Raw genomic sequence first — 25,619 nt, forward strand, 5'->3', positions numbered from 1 at the left:
AGCATGCTTGACATTTGCGCCGGCACCGGCCGTTCTTCGCCCATGGGACTGAGGACGGGCTGGAAGGCGATAGCGGCGCTGCCGCTTCTATTCGCATGCGGGCATTCGGCTGCCCTCGGCGAGCCGGTTCCGCGCGCCGCCCCGGCAGCCGGTTCCGTCATCGCCCGCAAGACGGGCGAGGAGGTCCGCTTCTTCGACGTTTCCGCCTGGAACCATGTCGACCTCAACCAGGACCTGCTGATCGGCGACGAACTGCGCACCAACGCGGTCGGCCAGCTGGCGATCCTGTTTTCCGACGACACCCAGATCCGCCTCGGCCGCAACTCCTCGCTGCTCGTCCGCCAGATGGGGGCGACCGGCGACACCGTGCTGGATCTCAACAGCGGCAGCATCTGGGCGCGCGCCCAGCGTGGCGGACGCGGCCTGAAGGTGGAGACCCCCGCCGCCGCCGCCGCCATCCGCGGTACCGACTGGTCGCTGACGGTCGACGGCGACAAGACCTCGCTGGCCGTGCTCGAGGGCACGGTCGAGCTCACCAACGCCCAGGGCAGCGTTCAGGTCCGCCAGGGCGAGGCCGCCGTCGCCCGCATCGGCCAGGCGCCGCAGAAGGTCATCATCGTCAACTCCGACGACCGCGAGCAGATGCTGTTCTACCTGCCGCTGCGCGACGCCTTCGTCTACATGCAGGCCTCGCCGCTGACGGCGCAGGAGATGCGCGAGACGATCGACCGCATAGAGCAAATCTCGGAACAGGCCCGCAGCGCCGAAGACTGGCTGACGCTTGCCGAGGCGCAGTTCACGCTGGATGGCCGGCAGAAGTCGGCCGCCTCGCTGGACAGGGCGCGCGCCATGTCGCTCTCCACCGCGGGGCGCGCCCGCCTCGACCTGATGGACGCCATGGTCGCCGGCGCCGAACGCCGCTTCTCCGATGCCGCCCGGCTCTTCGCCCGTGCCGTGCCGGGCCTCGACCCGAAGCGCGCCAGCGTGGCCGACTTCGGCGGCTACTTCGCCCGCGCGCTGGCCTACCCCGATCGTCTCGAAAAGCAGCCGCGTCATGTCACCGGCCCGAACGGCGCCTTCGGGCAGGCCTATGCCGCAGGTTTCCTCGACAGCATCCGGGCAAGCCTGGAGGTGCTGAAGGAGGCCGAGAGGAAGTATCCCGACGACCCGCGGCTGCCGGGCTACCGCTCCGCCTTCGCCTTCATCATTAATGACCGCGAACAGGTGAAGGAAGCGATGGGCCGCGCGCTGGCGCTGGATCCGAACCAACCCTACGGGCTATGGTCGCTCGCGCGCTATCAGGGCGGCATCGAAGGCGATATCGACGCCGCGATCGCCACGCTCGAAAAGGCGGTGAAGGTCGCCCCCGGCTGGAGCACGCTGTGGAACGATCTGGGCAACGCCCAGGACGCGCGCGGCGACTGGCAATCGGCCGAAAAAGCACTGAAACGCGCGATCGAACTCGACCCCGAGGATGCGCTGGCCCGATCGAACCTGGCTATCGTCTATCTGCAGCAGGACCGGGTACGGGAGGCCAAGCGGGAGATCGATCGGGCCATGGCCAGCGACCCCGGCTTCGATCTCGCGCTGGTCGCGCGCGGCCGTTACCATCTATCGACCGGCGAACTGGAGAAGGCGACAGAGGATCTGCTGGCCGGCACCGTCGCCAATCCGGCCTATGCACAAGGACAGCTTGCACTGGCCATTGCGCAGCAGGAGCAGGGCAATCGTATCGCTGCCCAGCAGGCGCTGGACAACGCCGACAGGCTCGATCCGAACGATCCCGTCGTCCCGTCGCTCAGGGCCAGCATCGCGATGGACGAATACGATTCCGACGGTGCCATTGCGGCGGCGCAGGAATACATGCGCCGGCTGCGCGCCATCGGTGCGGATCATGCCGCCATCAGCTTCAACCACGACGCCGGCTCAACCCTCAACAACGCCTTCCGCCTGCAGGGCCTCAACGCCTGGGGCCAGTACTACGGCGACATCACCTTCGATCCGTTCACCGGCTCCTCCTATGTCGACCAGACGCTGCGCGGCAGCGTCAATCCGTTCCTGAACAACTACCTCTATGGTGGCGACGGCATCGAACCGAGCCAGAACAAATCGACTTTCTCGTCGTTCATGCAGGGGCTGCTTTATGACCCGCACATGTTGGCGGGGCCGTCGGCGCGCCCCTACTATATCCGGTACCCCTTCGCTGAGGTCGAACTCGGCTACGGCATCTCCACATACGACGGAGACTCGCGGCCAATCTATCAGGGTAGCTGGAGCAGCTTCGCCAACTGGCCCTTCCCGGTCAGCAGCTACGTCAATCTCGAATGGACCAAGACCCCGATTTCCGGTGCCAGCCCTATCTTGCCGTCCACCTACGATGGCGACACCGAACTCGTAAATGGCATTGGCTATTTCACGGCAACGCCCACTCCTGACAATCGTATCGTCCTGTATGGCCAACATACACAGAGCGAGTTCGACCTCACGTCGCGTTATCCCGCCGGACTGCCACTGCTGAACAATTATCCGTTCACATACGATCGCGACGAACGGATCAAGTCGACTGCGGCAGGCGCAGGCTGGAGCCACACCATCAGTTTCGAAAACGTGGTCAACGCGGCGTTCTTCTACGGGGACGTGCAGGGGCGAGATCTCCAGACACTCACACTCGATGGAGGAGAACCGGGCTACGGGAGAATGGACGCGCGCCAGACAAGCTATATCGGCGCCGTAAACCACACGATCGCAACCGGCAACCTGACATGGCGATATGGCCTTGAGGGAGGCATCATCGATGCGCAGGCACATCAAGCCGGCGTGGGTTCGGCCAAGTCCCGCATCGACTATGGCAGACTCTATGTGGATGTGCTGCACGATATCGATGCATCGCTACAGGCCGAATATGGCCTGTTTGGCACTTATGCCGACGGCGATGGTGTCGATACACGACGGCTGGATCCGCGTTTAGGCGTAGCCTACGCACCGGCAGACGGCCATTGGTTGCGGGCAGCCTATATCGCGCAGAGCTACGATTTCGACGTCAATACGCTGGCTCCAGTCAGCACAGTCGGCCTGCAACCGAACCAGATCGGCTTGAACATCGACGGCGACATCGACACGATCGCCGCGCGCTGGGATGCGGAATGGAACGACCGGCTGTTTACGGCCGTCGATTTCCAGCATCAGAACCTGGATGGTTTCGGGATTGCCTACCCGAACATTTGGCAGTACCTGCTCGCCCCAGGGCCACTTGCCCTGTCGGACGGCCGCCTCGACCGCGTCAGCGCCACCGCGAACATCCATCTCGGCAACGGCTTCGGGCTGTCCGGTACGCTGGCCTACATCGATTCCGAGAACCAGGATCCGAGCAGTTTGGACAAAGGCAGTTCCTTGCCCTTTGTACCCGAATGGGCAGGACAGGTCGCGCTCACCTGGGTGAACGAGGCCAACGTCAAGGCAACGCTCGCGGCCAACTACATCGGCACCCGCCTCGGCAACGAGACCTTCCTCGTTTCCAACGAAGGCACGGCTGATCCTGCGGACGACCGCTATCTCTTCCCCCAGGACCTCGCCGCCTTCTGGACCCTCGACGCCAGCGTCACCTGGGAGCCGTTCGACAAGCGCGTCGAGATGAGCCTCGCCGCCTTCAACCTGCTGGACGAGGACTTCGAGGTCGCGACCGGCATTCCGGGCTGGGGACGGAGCTTCAAGGGCACCCTCAAAGTGCGGTTCTGATGCCCCGGGCCTGGCCGTTCCGCTCCGGTGCCGTCCTGAACGCCGGCCCCCGACCGAGCCGCAGGCTGCGGCTCGTGCTCCTGACGCTGGCCGCCATCCTCGTCGTCTCCACGCTCACCCGCTTCCCCTTCTGGACGTTGCAGGAGCTGCGCAGCTTCGACTATCTCTCGACGCTCCACGACCCCGCCCCTCCGGACGACAGTCCGATCGTGGTGGCGATCGACGAGCCGTCGCTGGCCGAGATCAACGTGCAATGGCCCTGGCCGCGCGATATCCATGCGCGGCTGATCGAGGCGCTGCGGGCGGCCGGCGCGAAGGCCATCGGGCTCGACATCATCTTTGCCGAGCCCTCTGCGCCGGAGGCGGATGCAGCACTCGCAGCGAGCCTCGGCCCGGACGTCGTGCTCGCCGGCGACGAGAGCGTGATCGTCACCCCGCAGGCCGAACAGCTGGTGCGCACCACGCCGCTGCCGGCCTTTTCCGAGGCGGGCGCGGTCACCGGGCTCGCCTCCATATCACTCAGCGGCGACGGCATCTTCCGCGACCTGCCCCGCTACGAGGACGGCTTCGCCCGCCAGATCGCCCGCATCGCCGGCCGGCCGTCAGCGTTGCCGGCGGGCGAATGGATGATCCAGTCCTACGGCCCCGCCCGCAGCTATCCGACCGTCTCCTACTACCAGGCGCTCGACCCGCAGGCCTTCCTGCCGGAGGGCTTCTTCCGCGACCGCGTCGTCATCGTCGGCCTGAGCCTGCAGAACGCGCCGGAGATCAACCACGGCGGCGCCGACGCCTTCGCCACGCCCTACACGGTCCACACCGGGCGGCTGGTGGCGGGCGTGGAGATCCAGGCGACCATCTTCGACAACATCGTCAACGCCAGCGCCATCCGCCGGGCCGGGGCGCCCGTCGTCCTCGCCGGCATCGCGCTCGCCGCGATCCTGGCCGCCGGCACCGTGTGGCGTTCGACGCGCTGGCAGACGGCTGTGATCGCGCTGGGAGCGGCCTTCGGCTTTGCGGCCGTCAGCTTCCTGCTGATCCGCCATGCGGGGCTGTTCGTCTCGCCGCTCGGCCCGGCGCTCGCCTTTGCCTCCGTCGCCGTCGGACAGGCGGCCTTCGACTATGCCGACGAGCGTCGCAACCGCAAGCAGATCACCCGCGCCTTCTCGCAATATCTCTCGCCGGCGCTGGTCGAGCGGCTCGTCCGCGATCCGTCGCAACTGCGCCTCGGCGGCGAGCGGCGCACGCTTTCCATCCTCTTTTGCGACGTGCGCGGCTTCACCACCATCGCCGAGACGATGAAGGACGATCCCGAGCAACTGACGACGCTGATCAACCGCCTGCTGACACCGCTCTCCGACATCGTGCTCGGCCACGGCGGCACGATCGACAAATACATCGGCGACTGCCTGATGGCCTTCTGGAACGCGCCGCTGGACGACGAGGACCATGCCAACCATGCCGTGGCCGCCGCGATCGACATGCTGGCCCGCATGGAGACACTGAACGACGAGCTGAGGCGCGAGGCCGCCGAGCTAGGCCGCGTCCACCACCCGCTGAAGATCGGCATCGGCATCAACACCGGCGAATGCGTCGTCGGCAACATGGGGTCCTCGCAGCGCTTCGACTATTCGGTGCTGGGCGACGCGGTCAACCTTGCCTCTCGCCTGGAAGGCGCGTCGAAGAACTACGGCGTGCCGCTGCTGATCGGCGAGGCCACCGCCATGCTGGCCGACCGGTTCGGCGTGTTCGAACTCGACCGCATCACCGTCAAGGGGCGCACGACCGCCTCGCCCGTCTTCACCGCCCTTGCCGGCGTGCCTGAGGACGCGCTTATGCAGCACCGACGCCTCGTGGCCGCCCGCGAGGCGAAGATGCTCTCGGCGGCCGACCCGCTCTTCGACCGGTTGTCTACCGCGCTGCCGGCCCTCTCGCCTTACTATGCGATCGTGCGGGCCGATCAGGCGGCCGGCACCGGCTGAGCGCCGGCCGCCTGATCGGCCTCGCGCGGCGATGAAACCCGCAGCCTGAGCCGTCCTAGAGTTTGTCAGGGAAAAGTGGAATCCGGTTTTCCCGATAAGACAAACGACAACAAGGAAGGCGAGAGTCTGACTGCTTCAGCATGAAGCTGAAAGACACTCGTCGTTGGAGTGCCACCTCACCCCGCCACGCCCCTTCGGTTGACATCGCTTTGCTAAGCTTCGAGAGTGCCGTGGGCTGAATTTTCTTGGAGGACAAGGGTTTATGCGTGCGTTCATCGGTTTCCTCTGCGCCCTCCTGTTCACCCTCGCGCCAGGCCTGCACCCCGGACATGCAGCCGAAACGAGACGTACCGTCGTCACGACCGACAATGCCGACTATTTCGGCTTCGACTTGCGCACCGTCCAGAACGTCACGCTCGACCAGTGCAAGGCCCAGTGCATCGACGACCTCTCCTGCCGCGCCTTCACCTACAATCCCAAGGTCAAGTGGTGCTTCCTCAAGTCCGATTTCAGCCAGTTGAACGGCTTTGCCGGCACGGTCGCCGGCAAGATCGCGCTCACCGACGGTGAGGCCGACATCGGTGCGGCACCGTCGCTCGCCTTCATCTCCGACAATCTGCAGCAGGAAGCGCGCGCGCTGCGGTCCAGCCTGTCGCTGCTGAGCGCGCAGGACGGGCAGGGCGTCGAGAGCCTGGCCGCACTCGGCCGGATCGAAGCCTCGTCCAGCCGTTATTCCGAAGCGCTCGACGCCTACAAGGGCGCCCTGTCGCTTTCTCCCGACGACCGTTTCCTCTGGACCGAGATGGCGCAGACGGCGTCGCAGACGACCGAAAACAGCTACCTCACGGCCCAGGGCCCGCTGGCCGCGCTCAACGCCTACTGGTTGACGCGGACCACCTCTGCGCGGGCGGAAGCGCTCGCCGTCCTTGCGCTCGCCCTGGACAAGTCCGGCAACTACCGCGCCGGCATCGATGCCTACAAGGCGAGCCTCGCGCTCGCGGACGATGCGACCGTGCGCGCCGCCTATCTCGATCTCAAGGCGCGCCAGGGCTTCCGCGTCGTCCAGCACACGATCGACAACGACAGCGTCAGCCCGCGCGCCTGCGTGCAGTTCTCCGAGCCGCTGATGAAGGTCGGCACCGACTATGCGGGCTTCGTCACCCTCGACGGGGCTGCGCCCAAGGGCGTCGAGGCCAAGGACAACCAGATCTGCATCGAGGGCCTGAACCATGGCCAGCGCTATCGTCTCGCCTTCCGCCCGGGCCTGCCGTCTTCGGTCGACGAGAGCCTGGAGGCTCCCGTCGAGCTCGACATCTACGTCCAGGACCGCAGCGCCAGCGTGCGCTTCACCGGCGACAGCTTCGTCCTGCCGAGCACGGCCCGGCGCGGCATCCCGATCGTCTCCGTCAACACCGACAGCGCCGACCTGAAGCTCTACCGCGTCGGCGACCGCAGCATCGCCGCCCTTCTCACCGGCTCGCAATTCCTGACCCAGCTCGACGGCTACGGCGCCAGCCGCATCGAAAGCGAACTCGGCGAGCTCGTCTGGCAGGGCCAGATCGAGATGCAGCGGGACCTGAACAAGGACGTCGTCACCTCCTTCCCCGTCGACGAAGCGCTGCCGGAACGCAAGCCTGGCATCTATGTGCTGACGGCCGCGGCCTCGAACGGGCCGAAGCGCGACTGGGATGCGAAGGCGACGCAGTGGTTCCTCGTCTCCGACATCGGGCTTTCCACCTTCGCCGGCACCGACGGGCTGCATGTCTTCGCCCGCGCGCTCGGCAGTGCTGCGCCGATGGCCGGCGTGGAGCTGCAACTGCTCGCCAGGAACAACGAGATCCTCGGCACGGCGACCACCGACGCGGACGGCCGCGCCACCTTCACCGCCGGCCTGATCCGCGGCACGGCGGCGACGATGCCGGCCGTGCTCACCGCCCGCAACGCCAGCGCGGACTACGTCTTCCTCGACATGACCCGCGCCGGCTTCGACCTTTCGGACCGCGGCGTCACCGGCCGCGCGGCACCCGGCGCGATTGACATCTTCGCCTGGACCGAACGCGGCATCTACCGCACCGGCGAGACGGTCCACGCCGCGGCCCTTGCCCGCGACGTCGAGGCGAACGCCGTGGAGGGCCTGCCGCTCACCTTCGTCTTCACCCGCCCGGACGGCGTGGAGGACCGCCGTGTCGTCAGCAACGACAGCCGGATCGGCGGCCACGCGATCGACTTTCCCGTCCAGCCGAACGCCATGCGCGGCACCTGGACGATGCAGATCTTCGCCGATCCCAAGGCGCCGTCGATCGGCGAGAAGACCTTTCTCGTCGACGACTTCGTGCCCGACCGTACCGAGTTCGACCTGACCAGCGAGGCAACCGAGATCATCGGCGGCACGCCGGTGGCGATCGACGTCGACGGGCGCTATCTCTACGGCGCCCCCGCCGCCGGCCTCGAGATCGAGGGCGACGTGGCGCTGAAGCCGACACGGACGAGCGAGGCCTTCAAGGGCTATGTCTTCGGCCTCGCCGACGAGGAGGCGATGGAGGAGAACCGCATGCCGATCGAAGGGCTGGAGCCGCTCGACGAGGACGGCAAGGCGCGCTTCGAGGTCGATATCGCCGAGCGCCCGGCGACGACGCAGCTTCTTAACGCCGACATCACCTTGCGCATGAGCGAGGCCGGTGGCCGCGCCGTCGAGCGCGCGCTGACCCTGCCCGTGCGCCCCGAGGGACCGATGATCGGCATCCGGCCGGCTTCGGACGGTGGCGTTGCCGAGAATTCGACCGCCCGCTTCCACGTCATCGTGGCGAGCCCCGACGGCCGCAGGCAGGAGGTGTCGGGCCTGCCCTGGAAGCTTCTCAGCGTCGAGCGGAACTATCAGTGGTATCGCGAAGGCTCGTCCTGGCGCTACGAGCCGATCCTTTCGACCAAACAGGTCGAGGCCGGCGTGATCGACGTCGGCCCGGACGGCGCCGACATCGCAGTCCCCGTCGGCTGGGGCCGCTATCGGCTGGAGGTCGAGACCGCGGCGGCGGATGGCCCGACGACCAGCATCGAGTTCGATGCCGGCTGGTATGTCGAGGCGACCTCGACGGAGACGCCCGACGCGCTCGAGATCGCCCTCGACAAGGAGAGCTATGCGGTCGGCGAGACGGCGAAGCTCAAGGTGTCCTCGCGCTATGCCGGCGAACTTCTGGTGACCAGCGGCACCGAGACCCTGATCTCCGTCAGCACCGCCGAAATCGGCGACGGCGGCGGCGAGGTCGAGATCCCCATCACCGCCGACTGGGGCGCCGGCGCCTATGTCACCGCCACGCTCTATCGCCCCGGCGACGCCCGGGAGAGCCGCATGCCGATGCGGGCCATCGGCGTCAAATGGCTGAAGGTCGATCCGGCCGGGCGCAAGCTCGCTGTCACCCTCGATGCGCCGGAAAAGACCCTGCCGCGCCAGCCGCTCGACATTTCCGTCTCCGTTGCCGGAGCCGGCGCGAACGAGGACGCCTATGTCACGGTTGCAGCCGTCGATGTCGGCATTCTCAACCTCACCCGCTACGAGGCGCCCGATCCGGACGGCTGGTATTTCGGCCAGCGCCGCCTCGGGCTGGAGATCCGCGACCTCTACGGCCGCCTGATCGACGGCTCGCTCGGCGCCACGGGCAGGCTGCGCACCGGCGGCGACGGCGGGCAGACGGCGGTGGAGGGCAACCCACCGACGCAGAAACTGGTCGCCTTCTTCTCCGGGCCGGTAAAGCTCGACGGCGAAGGCAAGGCCAGGATCTCCTTCGACATCCCCCAGTTCAACGGCACCGCCCGCGTCATGGCCGTCGCCTGGTCGAAGGAGGGGATCGGTCATGCCGAGCGCGACGTCATCGTCCGCGACCCGGTCGTCGTCACGGCGAGCCTGCCGAAATTCCTGGCGCCGGGAGACCGCGCCAGCCTCCGGCTCGACATCGCCAACACCGACGCGCCGGCCGGCGACTACCGACTGACCGTCACCCACAACGCCGCCGTGATGGTCGAACAGACCGGTGCAGAACAGACCGTGCGGCTGGAGGCGGGCGGCAAGGCCGACCTGACCCTGCCGCTGATCGGCGGCGAGGTGGGCGCAGGAGCCGTCACCGTCGCGCTTTCCGATGGCGCCGGTCAAAATTGGGAACAGTCGCTCGACATCCCCGTCCGCCCCGCCACCCTGCCGGTCACCACCCGGCGGGTGCTGGAGCTTGCCGCCGGCGGCAGCCTCACGATCGACGACCAGTTGCTGGCCGACAGCCTGCTCGGCAGCGCCTCCGCAGCGCTCAACGTCTCGCGCGCCTCCGCCTTCGACGTCCCTGCCCTGCTGATGGCGCTCGACCGCTACCCCTATGGCTGCGCCGAGCAGACCACCAGCCGCGCCTTGCCGCTGCTCTATCTCAGCGAGCTGTCGAAGGAGAGCGGCCTGCCCGACGACGTGAAGACGGGCAAGCGGGTGCAGGACGCGATCTATCGCGTGCTCTCCTACCAGTCCTCCTCCGGCAGCTTCGGCCTCTGGGGTCCGGGCTACGGCGACCTCTGGCTCGATGCCTACGTCACCGACTTCCTGACCCGCGCCCGCGAGCAGAAGTTCGACGTGCCGGAGCAGGCGATGGTGCAGGCGCTCGACAATCTCCAGAACGCGCTGTCCTACGACAGCAATGTCAAGGAGCGCGGCAACGAGATCGCCTATGCGCTCTACGTGCTGGCCCGCAACCGCAAGGCCGCGATCAGCGACCTGCGCTACTATGCGGATACGCGGCTGTCGGAATTCCCGACCCCGCTCGCCAAGGCGCACATCGCAGCCGCCCTCGGCCTCTATGGCGATGCGCAGCGCTCCGGCCAGATCTTCGGGCAATCGCTGCGCATGGCGGGCGACGTGACCAATGTCAGCCTGGTCCGGTCCGACTACGGCTCGGCGCTCCGCGACGGTGCGGCCGTCCTCGCACTCGCCGCCGAGGCGCGCCCGGCGCCGGCGATCGTCCCCGAACTGGCCCGGATCGTCGAGCACGAATGGGAACGCAGGGCCTATACCAGCACCCAGGAGCAGAGCTGGATGCTGCTCGCCGCCCGCGCCATCCGGGGGCAGGACGTTTCTCTCAAGCTCGAGGTGAACGGCGCCGGTCATGACGGCCGCTATGCCGCCCGCATGAGCGGCGAGGACTTGCTGAAGAAGCCGGTGACGGTGGTCAACCGCGGCGGCGAGCCCGTTTCGGCCGTGCTGACCACGATTGCGGCCCCCGTCCAGCCGCTGCCGGCCGGCGGCGACGGCTTTGCCATCGAGCGCAACTACTACACGCTCGACGGCGAACCGGCCATCATCTCCGAGGCCCGCCAGAACGAGCGCTACGTCGTCGTGCTGAAGGTGCACGAGGACAATACCTGGCCGTCGCGCGTGCTGATCACCGACCTGCTCCCGGCAGGGCTCGAAATCGACAATCCGAGCCTGGTCAACAGCGCCAGCCTCGCCAATTTCGACTGGATCGGCGAGGTCGAGGCCGCCCATACCGAGTTTCGCAGCGACCGCTTCGTCGCCGCCTTCGACCGCTCGGGCTCGAGCAATGACGACATCACGCTCGCCTATGTCGTCCGCGCAGTGACGCCGGGCACCTACGACCACCCGGCGGCGAGCGTCGAGGACATGTACCGCCCGCAGTTCTCGGCCCGGACCGCGACCGGCCGCATGCAGGTGCTGGCGGAATAGGAGACGGCCCGTGTCCCCCTTCCGCTTCGGGATGCTGGCTCTTCTCGGCAATGCGGTGCTCGGCACGGCATTGCTGCAAGGGCTGAACCGCGCCGACGAGGCCTTTCCGCCGCCGATCGAACGGGCGATGGAAACCTCCCGCGAAGTGGTGGATGCCGACGGGCGACTGCTCAGGGCCTTCGCGACCTCCGAAGGCCTCTGGCGGCTGCGGACGACGTCTGATGACGTCGATCCGCAGTTCGTCCGGATGCTGCTCGCCTATGAGGACCAGCGCTTCCACGCGCACAGGGGCATCGATCCGCTGGCGCTCCTGCGTGCCGCCGGCCAGTTCGTCGGCAACGGCCGCATCGTCTCCGGCGCCTCGACGCTGTCGATGCAGGTCGCCCGCCTCATCGAGCCGCGCGACGGCCGCTCGCTCCTGGCCAAGGCCCGGCAGATGGCACGCGCGATCCAGCTCGAACGGCGGCTGACCAAGACGGAGATCCTCGAGCTCTACCTGACCCACGCGCCCTATGGCGGCAATCTGGAGGGCGTGCGTGCGGCAAGCCTATCCTATTTCGGCAAGGAGCCGAAGCGGCTCTCGGTCGCCGAGGCCGCCCTGCTCGTCGCCCTGCCGCAATTGCCCGAACGGCGCCGGCCGGACCGCTTCCCGAAGATGGCCGAAGCGGCGCGCGAACGCGTGCTCACCCGCATGGCCGTCTCGACCGTGATCGGTGAGGGCGAGGCCGAGCGGGCGGGCAGCGAAGGCGTCCCGATCCGCCGTCTGCAACTGCCCGCCCTTGCGCCGCATCTTTCCGAACTTGCGCTGCGCAAGGACCCGGCCCGCCAGCGCCACGAGACGACGATCCGCCGCGGCGTGCAACAGGCGCTGGAAGCGGTTGCCCGCAGCGCCGCCGAACGGCTCGGGCCGAAGCTCTCCGTCGCCATGGTCATGGCCGACGCCCGCACCGGCGAGATCATAGGCGAGGTCGGCTCGGCCGGCTATTTCGACGCCTCCCGCTCCGGCTGGATCGACATGACGCGCCAGATCCGTTCGCCCGGCTCGGCGCTGAAACCCTTCATCTACGGCCTCGCCTTCGAGGAGGGGCTGGTGGCGCAGGAGACGATCGTCGAGGATCGCCCGGCCGACTTCTTCGGCTACCGGCCGCGCAATTTCGACATGAGCTACCAGGGCGACGTGAGCGTACGCCAGGCGCTGCAACTGTCCCTCAATGTGCCGGCGGTGCGGCTGCTCGACGCCGTCGGGCCGACACGGCTCATGGTGCGGCTGCGCCGGGCCGACGTCCGCCTGGCGCTTCCCGCAGCCGAAGCGCCGGGGCTTGCCATCGCGCTCGGCGGCGCCGGCATCACCTTGCGCGATCTGGTCCAGCTCTATGCGGCGCTTGCCAATCAGGGCAAGGTGGTTCGCCTCGGCAACGGCGTCGAGCGCGCGCCCGAAGTCGTCGTCGGCGATCCGCTGGTCGAACCGGCCGCCGCCTGGAACGTCAGCGACACGCTTTCCGCCGTTCTGCCGCCGCGCGGCAGCCGCAGGCTCGGCATCGCCTACAAAACCGGAACGAGCTACGGCTACCGCGACGCCTGGTCGGTCGGCTATGACGGCCGGCATGTGCTCGGCGTCTGGGTCGGCCGCGCCGACAACGCCGCCGTCCCCGGCCTGACCGGCTACGAAGCCGCCGCCCCGATCCTGTTCGAGGCCTTCTCGAAATCCGGCATTGCCATCACCCCGATGCCGGGGGCGCCGGCGGGAACCCTGCGCATCGCCCAGTCGGAACTGCCGATCGGCCTGCGCCGCTTCGCCCGCACCGCATCCGGCCTCGTCGCCGCCACGGCCCGGGAGCCCGCGCCCCAGATCGTCTACCCGCCCGAGGGCGCCCACGTCGAACTCGGCGCCCGCACCGGCGGCGACATCACGCCGCTGGCACTCAAGCTGCAGGGCGGCCGCGCCCCCTTCCGCTGGCTCGCCAACGGCCGCATTCTCCCCGAAAGCTCCCGCCGCCGCACCACCCAATGGACCCCCGACGGCGCCGGCTATTCGACGCTGACGGTGATCGACGCGGTCGGCCGGGCCGCGAGCGTGCGGGTGTTCGTCGAATAGCGCCACGGGATCCGGCTTCAGCCCGAAGGCACGCCGGCTTCCAGAACCGCTGCAAAGCCCCTCACCCTGACCCTCTCCCCGCAAGCGGGAAGAGGGGACCGAGACGTCGCGGCATCCCACCTTCTCCCCGCCTGCGGGGAGAAGGTGCCGGCAGGCGGATGAGGGGCGGCCGAGCCCCAGGACGTTTCTCTTGTCGCCCCCGCGCCTGCCGGCCGAACGTCCGTCTCGCAAAGGCGACCAGCATGAGCCCCTCACCCCAACCCTCTCCCCGCAAGCGGGGAGAGGGAGATCGAGAGGTCGCGACATCCCTTTCTTCCCGCCTGCGGGAAGAAAGGGAAACCGCAGATCGCTACTCCGGCTCCTCCTCCACCAGCCGCAGGAGCACGGCTCCCTCGCCGACCTGGTCGCCGGCCGCCACCGCCACCGTCTCGACCGTGCCGTCGCGCGGGGCGGCCAGCACCAGTTCCATCTTCATCGCCTCCATGGTCACCAGCGGGTCGCCCCGTTCGACGGCTGCCCCCGCAGTCACCTGGACGAGACGCACGAGCCCCGGCATCGGCGCGACGAGCACGTCGCCGCCGGCTTCATCCTCGCCATGCAGGCCGGCCGCTTCCTCGGCATGGAAGACATGGCTTTCGCCCTCGGCAAAAAGCGTGATCTGCAGCCCGTCGCGCACGACGGTCGCCTCGACGCTGCGATCGCCGAAATCGGCCAATACGCTCCCCCCGGCACCGTTCCGGATCACAAGCGAAAGCTGGAGATCGCCCACGGCAATATCGAAGCGGTGGCCGCCTGCGGCCGCGACACGGACCTCCAGCGCCTGGCCCTCCTGCTCGATGAAGACCGATTGCCACGAAGCGCCCCACAGCCGGAAGCCGCGCAGGCGCTGCCAGGGATCGTCCTCGCCCGGAGGGTCCAGCAGGCCGAGTGCCGCGATCGCGGCCAGCGCCTGCACGCGCGCACTGGGGAAGGGGTTCGGCAGCAGCGTCGCCGCCTCCCGCTCGATCAGCCCCGTATCGACATCGCCGGCTACAAAATGCGCCTCCCGGCAGAGCCGGCCGAGAAAGCCGGCATTGGTCGTGACGCCCGCGATCCGGCACTGCGAAAGCGCCCCCGAGAGCCGGCCGAGCGCCTCGGCGCGGTCCGTGCCATGCGCGATCACCTTGGCGATCATCGGATCGTAGAACGCGGTAATCTCGTCGCCGGCGCGCACGCCGGAATCGACGCGGACGCCGCCCGGAACGTCGAACCGTACCAGCCGGCCGGTGGAGGGCAGGAAGTCGCGCGCCGCATTTTCGGCATAGAGGCGCGCCTCGAAAGCCCAGCCGTCGATCGCAAGCTCCGCCTGCGTCTTCGGCAGCGGCTCACCCGCGGCCACGCGCAATTGCCACTCGACCAGATCGAGGCCGGTGATCGCCTCCGTCACCGGATGCTCGACCTGCAGCCGCGTGTTCATCTCCATGAAGAAGAAGCGGTCGGCCCGCAGACCGTCGGAGACGTCGGCGATGAACTCCACCGTGCCCGCGCCGCTGTAGGAGATCGCCTGTGCAGCGCGCACCGCCGCCGTCCCCATCGCCTCGCGCATCTCCGCCGTCATCCCCGGCGCCGGCGCCTCCTCGATCACCTTCTGGTGCCGCCGCTGCGCCGAGCAGTCGCGCTCGAACAGATGGACGACGTTGCCGTGGCTGTCGCCGAACACCTGCACCTCGATGTGCCGCGGCTTGGCCATGTACTTCTCCACCAGCACGCGGCCGTCGCCGAACGAGGCTTCGGCCTCGCGTCGGGCGCTGGCGAGTGCTGCCGCGAAGGCGGCCGGCCCATCCACCCGCCGCATGCCCTTGCCGCCGCCGCCGGCCCGCGCCTTGATCAGCACCGGATAACCGATGGCCTCGGCCTGCGCGGAAAGGAACCCGACCTCCTGGTTTTCCCCGTGATAGCCGGGCACGACGGGCACGCCCGCCTGCTCCATCAGCGCCTTGGCCGCATCCTTCAGCCCCATCGCCCGGATCGCCTCAGCCGACGGGCCGATGAAGACCTGCCCTGCCGCCGCCACCGCCTCGACAAAGTCGGGGTTCTCGGAGAGGAACCCGTAACCCGGGTGCACCGCCTCGGCGCCGCTTTGCCGGCAGACATCGATGATCGCGCCGCTGTCGAGATAGCTCCGCGCCGCCTCCGCAGGCCCGATGCGGAAGGCCTCGTCGGCCATCTGCACGTGCAACGCCGCGCGGTCGGCGTCCGAATAGACCGCAACGGTGGCGATGCCGAGCTTGCGGGCCGTCCGGATGATCCGGCAGGCAATCTCGCCGCGATTGGCAATGAGGATCGTCTTGAACATCGTCTCTCCCGGACAGGCCCGGTTGCAGGTGCCGTCATGTCACCCGGCCCCCGGCGGACCCGGGACCGGACCATTGCCTTGCCGTCACGCCGCACTCACTGGGCTGCGACCGCCTCGACCTCCAGCATCCACCGCTCGTCGAAGATGCCGCAGATCACCACCGTCATCGCCGGCGCGACGGCGCCGAGATATTCGCTGCGCAGTTCCCGGTTGGCGGTGGCGTGCTGCCGGTCGGCGAGATAGGTCGTCAGCTTGACGAGATTGGACTTGTCCATGCCCGCAGCCTTGAGCTGCGCGTCGACGTTGCGCCAGACCTGGCGCGCCTGCGCCTCGAAGCCGTCGGGCACCTTGTCGTCGGAGTCCGCCGGAATCTGGCCGCTGACGAGGAGCAGCCGGTCATACGCCTCGAGCTTCACCGCTTGCGAATACCCCCCGTGCGGGTCCGGTGCATTCTTCGCGTTGATGTTCTCCCGTTTCATGGTCGTCCTCCAGTTGGATCTACATGCGGAACAGGCCGAAGCGCGTGGGCTCGATTGAGGCATTGAGCGCGGCGGACAGGGACAGGCCAAGGACATCGCGCGCCTTGCGCGGATCGACGATGCCGTCGTCCCAGAGCCGCGCCGAGGCATAGAGCGGATGGCTCTGGCGTTCGAACATCTCGATCGTCGGCCGCTTGAACTCCGCCTCCTCCTCGGCCGACCATGCGGCCCCCGAACGCTCGATCCCCTCCCGGCGCACGGTGGCGAGCACGCCGGCCGCCTGCTCGCCGCCCATCACGGCGATGCGGCTGTTCGGCCAGGTCCAGAGAAAGCGCGGCGAATAGGCCCGCCCGCACATGCCGTAGTTGCCCGCGCCGTAGGAGCCGCCGATCAGCATGGTGATCTTCGGCACGCCGACGGTGGCAACCGCCGTGACCAGCTTGGCGCCGTGCTTGGCGATCCCGTCCGCCTCGTATTTCCGCCCGACCATGAAGCCGGTGATGTTCTGCAGGAAGACGAGCGGCACGGAGCGCTGGCCGCAGAGCTCGATGAAATGCGCGCCCTTCAGCGCGGCCTCGGAGAACAGCACGCCGTTGTTGGCGACAATCCCGACCGGCATGCCGCAGATCGCCGCGAAGCCGCAGACGAGCGTGGTGCCGAAGCGCGCCTTGAACTCGTCGAAGCGCGAGCCGTCGACCATGCGCGCGATCACCTCGCGCACGTCGTAGGGCACCTTGGTGTCGGAGGGCACGATGCCGAGGATCTCGTCCGGATCGTAGAGCGGCGCCTCGCCCTCGCCCTTCCTCGGCAAGGGCTGCTTGCAGCCGTTGAGATTGACGGCGATCCGCCGCGCCAGTGCCAGCGCATGCCGGTCGTCGCGCGCCAGATGGTCGGCGACGCCGGAGAGCCGCGTATGCACGTCGCCGCCGCCGAGGTCTTCGGCGCTGACCACTTCGCCGGTGGCAGCCTTCACCAGCGGCGGCCCGGCGAGGAAGATCGTGCCCTGGTTCTGCACGATCACCGTCTCGTCGCTCATCGCCGGCACATAGGCGCCGCCCGCAGTACAACTGCCCATGACGACGGCGATCTGGGCGATGCCCTTCGAAGACATCTGCGCCTGGTTGTAGAAGATGCGGCCGAAATGGTCCCGGTCCGGAAACACCTCGTCCTGGTTCGGCAGGTTGGCGCCGCCGGAATCGACGAGGTAGATGCAGGGCAGCCGGTTCTGCTCGGCGATCTCCTGGGCGCGCAGATGCTTCTTCACCGTGATCGGATAGTAGGTGCCGCCCTTCACCGTCGCATCGTTGCACACGATCATACATTCGAGCCCCGAGACGCGGCCGATGCCGGCGATCATGCCGCCGCCAGGCGAGGCACCGCCGTAGAGGCCGTGCCCGGCCACGATCCCGATCTCCAGGAAGGGCGAGCCCGGATCGAGCAATTGCGCCACGCGGTCACGCGGCAGGAGCTTGCCGCGCCCGAGATGGCGTTCGCGCGCCTTCGCCCCGCCGCCCTCGAACGACTGCGCGGCCGCTGCCTCCGCCGTCGCGATCGCCTCCAGCATCGCCGCCCGGTTGGCGGCAAACGCTTCGCTGCGCGGAGAAATGCCGGACCGCAGCACCGCCATCACGCAGTCTCCTGGAAGATCTCTCGTCCCATCAGCATCCGGCGGATCTCGGAGGTGCCGGCGCCGATCTCGTAGAGCTTGGCATCGCGCAGGAGGCGCCCGGTCGGGTAGTCGTTGATGTAGCCGTTGCCGCCGAGCGCCTGGATCGCCTGCAGCGCAGCCTGCGTCGCCTGTTCGGCCGCATAGAGGATGCAGCCGGCGGCGTCCTTGCGCGCGGTCTCCCCCCGGTCGCAGGCGGCGGCCACCGCATAGACATAGGCGCGGGCGGAATTGAGCGCGACATACATGTCGGCGACCTTGCCCTGCATCAGCTGGAATTCGCCGACCGGCCGCTCGAACTGCTTGCGCTCGTGCACATAGGGCACGACGACGTCGAGGCAGGCGGCCATGATGCCGAGCGGGCCGCCGGAGAGGACCACGCGTTCGTAGTCGAGGCCCGACATCAGGACGTTGACGCCGCGCCCCTCCCCGCCCATCACGTTTTCCGCCGGCACCTCGCAGTCGGAAAACACCAGTTCGCAGGTGTTGGAGCCGCGCATGCCGAGCTTGTCGAGCTTCTGCGCGGTCGAAAATCCCTTGAACCCCTTCTCGACCAGGAACGCGGTAATGCCCCGCGGCCCGGCATCGGGATCGGTCTTGGCATAGACCACGAGCACATCCGCATCGGGTCCGTTGGTGATCCACATCTTGCTGCCGTTCAGCACGAAGCGGTCGCCGCGCTTCTCCGCCCTGAGCTTCATCGACACCACGTCCGAGCCGGCGCCCGGCTCGGACATGGCGAGCGCCCCGACATGCTCGCCGGAAACGAGCTTCGGCAGATAGGCCGCCCGCTGCGCGTCCGAGCCGTTGCGCATGATCTGGTTGACGCAGAGGTTGGAGTGCGCGCCGTAGGACAGGCCGATGGACGCCGAGGCCCGGCTGATCTCCTCCATCGCCACGCAATGGGCCAGATAGCCCATGCCGGCCCCGCCATAGTCCTCCGAGGCGGTGATGCCGAGCAGGCCGATGTCGCCAAGTTCCCGCCACAGCGGCATGGGAAAGGCGTTGCTGCGGTCGACCTCCGCGGCGATCGGCGCGATCTTCTCCGCGGCGAGCCGGCGGACGGTGTCGCGCAGCGCCTCGACGTCCTCGCCGAGCCCGAAATTCATTCCGGCCGTATACATCCTCACATCCTCCCGCAGCGATCGCCCGGCACGGCTGCCGGGCCTTGCCGGACTGCCGGAAGGCTATGCCCGGCGACAGCGCCCGACACAGCGTCGCGCCCCGTCGCCGGCCCGCCTCCCGCAGAACCGCCGGCGTTCCTCCCGAACGCCAACTCCTGACATAGGGTGCCATTTTCTCGCGGGGAGAGCGATCCCCATTTTATCCCCAGCCCAATTCGGCGGCCCCGATCCCGGTGAAATCGCGCCCCCGAAAGCGGCATCGAAAAACGGTGAAAAAAGCTTCACGGGACCTATTGACGCCGCTCGGGCTTTTGTGGTCTATGCGCCCACATCGGATGGGCGTGTAGCTCAGCGGGAGAGCACTACGTTGACATCGTAGGGGTCACAGGTTCAATCCCTGTCACGCCCACCATTCGAATTCGGAAAGGCCTTTCGGGAAACCGGAAGGCCTTTTGCATTCCTCCCCGTATGCGAGAACGCCTGCCCCTGCCGGCGATTGCGGCGGGCACCGAAGTCGACTATCCAGACGGGCGAACACGAGGGGCAGATCCCCTCCGCAGGCCTTTCGAACAAGACGGCTGTGCACTACGGGAGACGACACCTTGAAGCCTGGCGCGCGAAGCAACCACCCGCAGGAACAGTTTCACCTCGCCATGCTGGCGCTCTACGACACCTGCGCCGGTCTCGGCTTCCGCCCCGTGCTGTTCCGGCGCTACGTCATCCTCAACGGCGGCGTGGCGGCGGCGAAGGAACTCGTCTTCAAGCCCGGCACCACCGGCCTCGAGCGTCTGAACGATCTCGGCAGGAGCGAGGTCTCCATGGAAGCCACGATGCTGCAGAGCGAATTCCAGCCGCTGTTCACGGCCGGCGAACTGAAGGAAGCGCGCGAGCGGCTGGCAAGCGCGAACCGCACCCGTTCGCGCGGGCGCCTGACGGCGCAACCGACGGAGCGCCGCAGCTGACGAATGTCGCGCAAAAGCGCGTAGCGGCCTTGCGACGACATGCGGCAGGTTCGGTTGCATGGCGTCGACACATGAGACGCAATACCCTTCGATCACGTCACGCCATGAGACTTATAGGAGACGATGAACAGACTTCATGCGGGTGTCCGAAAATGCCCCTGCGGGATCCCCGATCCTGCTTGGCCCGGTGACCGGTCACAGGGCGGGCAGACGGCACCTGGCCTCAGGCGTGCAGGCGGCGTCGCGCGATGGTCGGGGCCTGTAGATCGAGCAGGGCGTCGTCGCGCCCCTGAAGGCGAGCTTCGGCAACGATGACGGCAATGGTTTCAGTAATGATGCGCGAGCAATCCGGAGACATCGCCGGAAGCATGAACCGGGCATCACTGGCCTGCATCTTCGCTAGGGTACTGCCAAGCAGCGCCCCCCATTCCTCCGGCGTTCGAGCCATGGAATTCCCCTTTGAAGCGTGATGATTTTGGCTGGTCTTTTAATTTGTGAGTATATAAACACAACCATACACATATTTCCACAAAAATGTGGGAACTTACCGAGAATAAATCACGGACGTCGGACGTTTCCCCCTGCAAGTCGATCTGGACGGCAGTGCCCCTGCGCCGCCGCGATTTCACGCGCCTCGATTGCAGACGACCGAGTTGCCCTCCGCGCGCACCGTAACTTTTAAATTATTGTATAAAAACAATGAATTGTCAGCTCACCTACGGGCCTGCCGCAGGCGTACCAACACTTTACGCTCCTCCGTGACGAGGAAGGCAAGCTATCTCACATAAACGAGGGTTTAGGTGGATTTCTCATTCCACGCGAGGGAAGTCGTGTGGTTTTGTGGCGCGCCCGCTATTGTGCCGGTTGTGGAGCCGGCCGTGGGGCCGGTTGAGTCGCCAGACGCGGAGATTCCTGCGCCTGATCCTCGAACACCAGCGCCGGATCCACCTTGCCGGCGAGCCTTTCCTCCGACGGCGACATGGTCAGAAGATCGATCGGCGTCGCGACCGTGGTGGCCGCCACGCGGCCGATGCCCCCCGCCGTGCCAGCGACGATGGCAGTGATGCCTTCGCCGAGCGAGACGTCCGAATCCGTCAGCGTCTGGCCGTTGACGAGCCGTTCGCCGATCAGTTGCACGATCTGCGGGCTTTCGGCGAACTTGCCGTGGGCCAGCCGGTCGCCCGTCTTCACATCGGTCAGGTCGACCACCGTGATCCCCGCCTTCTCGAACTGGCTGCGATAGGGTTCGTCGGCGGGATTGATCTGTCCGAGGCGCTGCACGTCGCCGGAGATGAAACGGGAAAGCGCCAGCGCCTTGTCGTCCTGCGAGACGAAGATGGTGAAGGTCGGCCTGTCGGCGCCGAGTTCCGACCACTGGCGGGCGAACACATCGATGTCGAGGTCCGGCGAGGCGAGGACGACGTTTTCGATCTTCGACGCGACCCGGCCGTCGCGGATCGCCATTTGGCGCAACGCCTCCATCGCCAGCCAGGTCCCCATCGAATGGGCGAGGATGGTAATGTCGGTGACGCCCTTTTCATTCTGCAGCGCCTTCAGCAGCCGCTCCAGGCCGCTGCGGGAATAGTTGGTGCTTTCCTTGTCGTAGTTGTAGTCGAAGACCTTGGCGCGCGACGGCCAGGTGAACAGCACCGGCGTCACCTGCGCGTCCGAATCGTGAATGATCTGGGCAAAGCGGAACACCGCGTCTTCATAGCGGTTGTTGAAGCCGTGCACGAAGACCATCACGTGGCCGTTCCTGTTGTGCACCTGGAACCAATCCTGGCCGCCCTCGATCGAGGCCAGTTGCTCGACGCGCAGGACCGCGAAATCCATCTCCGGATTGGGCGGCAGCTTCTTCGGCCACTGCACGCTGCCGGGCTTGCGGTTCTGGTCAGGCGGAATCGAAACGGCGATGTCGGTCAGGTAGGGATGCGCGCTGCGTTCGCCGGAGAAGAGCGTGTTCGGATCGCCGGACGGCGTGCGCGTCGTGGCCACCAGCATGTCGACGGTCGAGGCACCCGGGACCGCCGCCGTTTCGGTGATCGGAGCCATGTAGCCCTTCTTGCCGCCGCATGCCGCAAGTGCCACCGAAAGCGACAGGACAATCGCGATACGCCACACACTTCGCATCCCGTCACACCCTATATTGACCATGCCGCGCGACGCGCGCTCCCCATATCTTAAGCATTGTTTAATGAGCAATGCGAAGGCAGGCAATCGGTTATCGCTCGCGAGCGTGGACCGGAGAAGGAAAGGCTGCGGGCCTGCGGCGCATCGGCCACAATGCCGGCAGGGAACCACCGGAGAACCGCAGGCACACGCCACGCCCGGCGGGAAGACCTTGAGGTGAGCCGGCCCGCTCAGGCCCCGTCGGCATCCTGCCGGCGGCCGCGCAGGGCGGGCGCGAGGTCGCGCACGGCCATATCCAGCATCCGGTGCGAGGCGGCGCGCGCCGCCGCCTTGTCGCGCAGCCGCAGGGCCTCGACGAGATCCCTGTGGATTGCGAGCGCCTCGTCGCGATGGTCGATCACCTCGTTGGAGCGGTGCAGCGAATACATCAGCCCGGCATGGATGATGGAAGAGAGCTGGCGGAAGACCTGGTTGTGGCTCGCCTTCAGCAGGATCTCATGGAACTGCACGTCGGCGCGGGTGAAGGCTTCGGTATCGGTGCCGGCGTCGCGCATCTTCGTCCACGCCGCTTCGAGATCGGCGATCTCCTGCACGCTCGCCCTTTCTGCGGCGAATTCGGCCGCGACGGGCTCGACGGTGCGGCGCGTCTCGAGAATGCAGCCGAGCAGGTCGAGATCCTGGATGCGCGGCCCCATCCATTCGAGGATCTGCGCATCGAGCAGGTTCCATTCCGCCTTGTCGCAAACCACGGTGCCGACGCGCGGACGGCTGTGCAGCAGCCCCTTGGTGGCGAGGATCTTCAGCGATTCCCGCACCACGGTCCGGCTCACGCCGTACATTTCGCAAAGATCGCTTTCCCGGGGAAGCACGCTGCCGACAGGGTAACGCTCGGAGCAGATGTCGAGACCGAGAGCGGTCGTCACGTTCTTCTGCACCCGCGGCCTGCGGGACTGTGGCGCATCCTTGCCGCCGCCATCGGGCAAGCCCGTGCGATCGGCCTCATGTCCAGTCGCAGGCCCTGTCACAGGCCCCGCCTCCAACCCAGTATCCACGTCCAAATCAATTCCCCCGACGCAGCTTCGCGCCCCGCCTCACCATCGATCCCGCATGGCTCCGGTGTCAATAGGCGTTTGTCAGACTTAATTCGAAAATAGTACGACGAATATAGAAGGGGTGCTTCGGAACAACCATTCGCCGATCAAAGAGCCAACCGTATCACACGGCCGCCTCGCATCAATTGACTTTTGCAGACATTGTGCATAACTGCACGGACCCATTGCCGCAGGAGCCTGCCATGCTTGCCGAGATCCCCGCAGTCCTCGTCCTCAACCCCAGGGACAATGTCGGCGTCGTTCCGGCCAACCTCGATGCCGGGCGTGCGCTGCCGAACGGCGTCGTCACCGCCGAGCGCATCCCGCGCGGCCACAAGGTGGCGATCGCCCCGATCGCCGAGGGCACGCCGGTGCTGAAATACGGCCAGATCATCGGCTATGCGACCCGGGCGATCCGGCCGGGCGAACATGTCCACCTGCAGAATCTTGCGATCCTCGACGTCGCCCTGAAGCACGAGTTCTGCGTCGACAACGCGCCGCCGGTGATGGTGCCGGAGGCCGAAAGGCGCACCTTCGACGGCTATGACCGCGGCAACGGCCGCATCGGCACCCGCAACTATATCGGCATCCTCTCCACCGTGAACTGTTCCGCCACGGTCTCGCGCTACGTCGCCGAGCACTACGCCAGGCGGTTCCGCGAGACCGGCCACGACAACATCGACGGCGTCGTGGCGCTCACCTATGGCGGCGGCTGTGCGCTGAACCTCAAATCCGAGGGCGGCCGCATCCTTACCCGCACCTTCAAGGGCTATGCGCGGAACCCCAATTTCGGCGGCATCCTGATGATCGGGCTCGGCTGCGAGACCTTCCAGTACGGTCCCCTCGTCGAGGAGGCAGGGCTGGAGGAGGGCAAGACCTTCCGCACCATGATGATCCAGAACCAGGGCGGCACCCGCAAGACGATCGAGGCCGCCTGCGAGATGATCGACGACATGCTGCCAGACGTGGGCGCGATCCGCCGCACGCCGCAGCCGCTCTCCGGCATCAGGCTGGCGCTCGAATGCGGCGGTTCGGACGGCTATTCCGGCATTTCCGCCAACCCCGCCCTCGGCGTCGCCTCGGACCTTCTGGTCAAGGAGGGGGCCACCACCGTTCTCTCCGAGACGCCCGAGATCTACGGCGCCGAGCACCTGCTCACCCGCCGCGCCGCTCGCCCGGACGTGGCCGAGAAACTTCTGTCGCGCATCGACTGGTGGCGCGACTACACGGCGAAGAACGATGCCGAACTGAACAACAACCCCTCGCACGGCAACAAGGCCGGCGGGCTGACGACGATCCTGGAAAAGTCGCTCGGCGCCGTCGCCAAGGGCGGCTCGATGCCGCTGAACGCCGTCTACGAATATGCCGAGGAGGTCAAGGAAAGCGGCTTCGTCTTCATGGACACGCCCGGCTACGACCCCGCCGCCGTCACCGGCCAGATCGCCGGCGGCTGCAACCTCGTAGCCTTCACCACCGGCCGCGGCTCCGTCTCCGGCTACAAGCCCGCGCCCTGCATCAAGATCGCCACCAACACGCCGATGTACGAGCACATCAAGGACGACATGGACATCAACTGCGGCACCATCGTCGACGGCACCGAAACCATCGAACAGGCCGGCCGCCGCATCTTCGACTTCGTCATCGAGACGGCCTCGGGGAAGAAGACCGCGAGCGAGGCGTTCGACTACGGCGACAACGAATTCGTGCCGTGGCAGGTGGGGGCGATTACGTAAGCGAGGTCCCGGCGGAACGGGCTTCGCGCAATTTTTCGTCGGTGAAAATCGGATCCCGTGTCGGATCGGCATGATCCCGTTCGTCCTCAGGCCGTCTATTCCGACGTTTCAAAAGGATCACGACCATGCCGAACACGATAAATCTGCACCGCGTCCTCGCCACCACCCCGGAAAAGGTCTATCGCGCGTTCATCGAAGCGGACGCGCTTGCCAAGTGGCTTCCGCCGAACGGCTTCATGTGCACCGTGCACCACCTGGAACCCAAGACCGGCGGTACATTCAGGATGTCGTTCCGGAACTTCACGACCGGCAAGAGCCATGCCTTCGGCGGCGAATTTCTCGAACTCGTTCCCGGCGAGCGCCTGCGCTACACGGACAGGTTCGACGATCCCAACCTGCCCGGCGAAATCGAAGTCACGGTGACGCTGAAGAAAGTATCGGTCGGAACCGAGCTGGCGATTACGCAGGCCGGCGTGCCGGACGTGATCCCGCCCGAAGCCTGCTATCTCGGCTGGCAGGACTCGCTGCGAAACCTGGCGAGGCTCGTGGAGCCCGAGATCGACGAATAGCGCATGGCAAT

Annotated in this window: 14 protein-coding genes and 1 tRNA gene; 8 read left to right on the forward strand and 7 right to left on the reverse strand. The window is 67.1% G+C overall.

What is annotated here, in order from left to right; genetic code table 11:
* Nucleotides 1–3: 3 nt before the first annotated feature.
* The 4 genes from OCK02_RS07000 to pbpC all read left to right on the forward strand — a co-directional run bounded on the left by OCK02_RS07000 (nucleotide 4) and on the right by pbpC (nucleotide 13,519).
* On the forward strand, nucleotides 4–3,735 hold the full coding sequence (locus tag OCK02_RS07000) for a FecR domain-containing protein (protein ID WP_263812399.1): 3,732 nt from the start codon (nucleotides 4–6) through the stop codon (nucleotides 3,733–3,735).
* Nucleotides 3,735–5,714 (forward strand): CHASE2 domain-containing protein, encoded by a 1,980-nt coding sequence (locus tag OCK02_RS07005; protein ID WP_263812400.1) that lies wholly within the window; start codon nucleotides 3,735–3,737, stop codon nucleotides 5,712–5,714. The genes OCK02_RS07000 and OCK02_RS07005 overlap by 1 nt, the downstream gene beginning before the upstream one ends.
* A gap of 262 nt (nucleotides 5,715–5,976) precedes the next feature.
* Nucleotides 5,977–11,424, forward strand: coding sequence for an alpha-2-macroglobulin family protein (locus tag OCK02_RS07010; protein WP_263812401.1), 5,448 nt, complete (start codon nucleotides 5,977–5,979; stop codon nucleotides 11,422–11,424).
* A 31-nt stretch (nucleotides 11,425–11,455) separates the two neighbouring features.
* Nucleotides 11,456–13,519 (forward strand): penicillin-binding protein 1C, encoded by a 2,064-nt coding sequence (gene pbpC, locus OCK02_RS07015; protein ID WP_263812670.1) that lies wholly within the window; start codon nucleotides 11,456–11,458, stop codon nucleotides 13,517–13,519.
* 349 nt (nucleotides 13,520–13,868) lie between these two features.
* On the opposite strand, the gene OCK02_RS07020 is transcribed toward pbpC, so the two are convergent.
* The 4 genes from OCK02_RS07020 to OCK02_RS07035 form a co-directional block, all read right to left on the reverse strand.
* Nucleotides 13,869–15,854, reverse strand: a complete 1,986-nt coding sequence (locus OCK02_RS07020; RefSeq protein ID WP_263812402.1) for an acetyl/propionyl/methylcrotonyl-CoA carboxylase subunit alpha — start codon at nucleotides 15,852–15,854, stop codon at nucleotides 13,869–13,871.
* Nucleotides 15,855–15,949: 95 nt separating this feature from the next.
* The gene (locus OCK02_RS07025; RefSeq protein ID WP_263812403.1) at nucleotides 15,950–16,333 is read right to left on the reverse strand and encodes a RidA family protein; all 384 of its coding nucleotides are present in this window, start codon (nucleotides 16,331–16,333) and stop codon (nucleotides 15,950–15,952) included.
* Between the two features lie 19 nt (nucleotides 16,334–16,352).
* A complete protein-coding gene (locus OCK02_RS07030) occupies nucleotides 16,353–17,960 on the reverse strand; it encodes a carboxyl transferase domain-containing protein (protein ID WP_263812404.1) in 1,608 nt (535 codons plus the stop codon).
* Nucleotides 17,960–19,108: an isovaleryl-CoA dehydrogenase gene (locus OCK02_RS07035; protein WP_263812671.1), complete on the reverse strand. Its 1,149-nt coding sequence runs from the start codon at nucleotides 19,106–19,108 to the stop codon at nucleotides 17,960–17,962. Before OCK02_RS07035 ends, OCK02_RS07030 begins: the two co-directional genes overlap by 1 nt.
* Nucleotides 19,109–19,460: 352 nt before the next feature.
* Here OCK02_RS07035 and OCK02_RS07040 point away from each other — a divergent pair.
* Nucleotides 19,461–19,535 (forward strand) — tRNA-Val (locus OCK02_RS07040).
* Nucleotides 19,536–19,725: 190 nt separating this feature from the next.
* Entirely contained in the window at nucleotides 19,726–20,085 is a 360-nt protein-coding gene (locus tag OCK02_RS07045) for a hypothetical protein (RefSeq protein ID WP_263812405.1), read from the forward strand.
* A gap of 223 nt (nucleotides 20,086–20,308) precedes the next feature.
* Here the strand turns inward: OCK02_RS07045 and OCK02_RS07050 are convergent, their stop codons facing one another.
* The 3 genes from OCK02_RS07050 to OCK02_RS07060 all read right to left on the reverse strand — a co-directional run bounded on the left by OCK02_RS07050 (nucleotide 20,309) and on the right by OCK02_RS07060 (nucleotide 23,198).
* On the reverse strand, nucleotides 20,309–20,533 hold the full coding sequence (locus OCK02_RS07050) for a hypothetical protein (protein WP_263812406.1): 225 nt from the start codon (nucleotides 20,531–20,533) through the stop codon (nucleotides 20,309–20,311).
* Between the two features lie 404 nt (nucleotides 20,534–20,937).
* On the reverse strand, nucleotides 20,938–22,215 hold the full coding sequence (locus OCK02_RS07055; protein WP_263812407.1) for an alpha/beta hydrolase: 1,278 nt from the start codon (nucleotides 22,213–22,215) through the stop codon (nucleotides 20,938–20,940).
* A gap of 230 nt (nucleotides 22,216–22,445) precedes the next feature.
* A complete protein-coding gene (locus OCK02_RS07060; protein WP_263812672.1) occupies nucleotides 22,446–23,198 on the reverse strand; it encodes a FadR/GntR family transcriptional regulator in 753 nt (250 codons plus the stop codon).
* Nucleotides 23,199–23,509: 311 nt separating this feature from the next.
* Here OCK02_RS07060 and OCK02_RS07065 point away from each other — a divergent pair, with 311 nt between their 5' ends.
* Both OCK02_RS07065 and OCK02_RS07070 read left to right on the forward strand, forming a co-directional pair.
* Nucleotides 23,510–25,039: a UxaA family hydrolase gene (locus OCK02_RS07065; protein WP_263812408.1), complete on the forward strand. Its 1,530-nt coding sequence runs from the start codon at nucleotides 23,510–23,512 to the stop codon at nucleotides 25,037–25,039.
* Nucleotides 25,040–25,164: 125 nt separating this feature from the next.
* On the forward strand, nucleotides 25,165–25,608 hold the full coding sequence (locus OCK02_RS07070; RefSeq protein ID WP_230806880.1) for an SRPBCC family protein: 444 nt from the start codon (nucleotides 25,165–25,167) through the stop codon (nucleotides 25,606–25,608).
* Nucleotides 25,609–25,619: the final 11 nt, after the last annotated feature.

The sequence above is a fragment of the Rhizobium sp. TRM96647 genome (assembly GCF_025780115.1).
In the GTDB taxonomy this organism is placed as follows: domain Bacteria; phylum Pseudomonadota; class Alphaproteobacteria; order Rhizobiales; family Rhizobiaceae; genus Mycoplana.

What these genes read in the sequence shown, in the direction of transcription:
- OCK02_RS07050 (WP_263812406.1), bottom strand. Translation starts at nt 20,533, where the DNA reads ATGGCTCGAACGCCGGAGGAATGGGGGGCGCTGCTTGGCAGTACCCTA.
- pbpC (WP_263812670.1), top strand. Translation starts at nt 11,456, where the DNA reads ATGCTGGCTCTTCTCGGCAATGCGGTGCTCGGCACGGCATTGCTGCAA.
- OCK02_RS07010 (WP_263812401.1), top strand. Translation starts at nt 5,977, where the DNA reads ATGCGTGCGTTCATCGGTTTCCTCTGCGCCCTCCTGTTCACCCTCGCG.
- OCK02_RS07005 (WP_263812400.1), top strand. Translation starts at nt 3,735, where the DNA reads ATGCCCCGGGCCTGGCCGTTCCGCTCCGGTGCCGTCCTGAACGCCGGC.
- OCK02_RS07065 (WP_263812408.1), top strand. Translation starts at nt 23,510, where the DNA reads ATGCTTGCCGAGATCCCCGCAGTCCTCGTCCTCAACCCCAGGGACAAT.
- OCK02_RS07030 (WP_263812404.1), bottom strand. Translation starts at nt 17,960, where the DNA reads ATGGCGGTGCTGCGGTCCGGCATTTCTCCGCGCAGCGAAGCGTTTGCC.
- OCK02_RS07025 (WP_263812403.1), bottom strand. Translation starts at nt 16,333, where the DNA reads ATGAAACGGGAGAACATCAACGCGAAGAATGCACCGGACCCGCACGGG.
- OCK02_RS07020 (WP_263812402.1), bottom strand. Translation starts at nt 15,854, where the DNA reads ATGTTCAAGACGATCCTCATTGCCAATCGCGGCGAGATTGCCTGCCGG.
- OCK02_RS07000 (WP_263812399.1), top strand. Translation starts at nt 4, where the DNA reads ATGCTTGACATTTGCGCCGGCACCGGCCGTTCTTCGCCCATGGGACTG.
- OCK02_RS07070 (WP_230806880.1), top strand. Translation starts at nt 25,165, where the DNA reads ATGCCGAACACGATAAATCTGCACCGCGTCCTCGCCACCACCCCGGAA.
- OCK02_RS07055 (WP_263812407.1), bottom strand. Translation starts at nt 22,215, where the DNA reads ATGCGAAGTGTGTGGCGTATCGCGATTGTCCTGTCGCTTTCGGTGGCA.
- OCK02_RS07035 (WP_263812671.1), bottom strand. Translation starts at nt 19,108, where the DNA reads ATGAATTTCGGGCTCGGCGAGGACGTCGAGGCGCTGCGCGACACCGTC.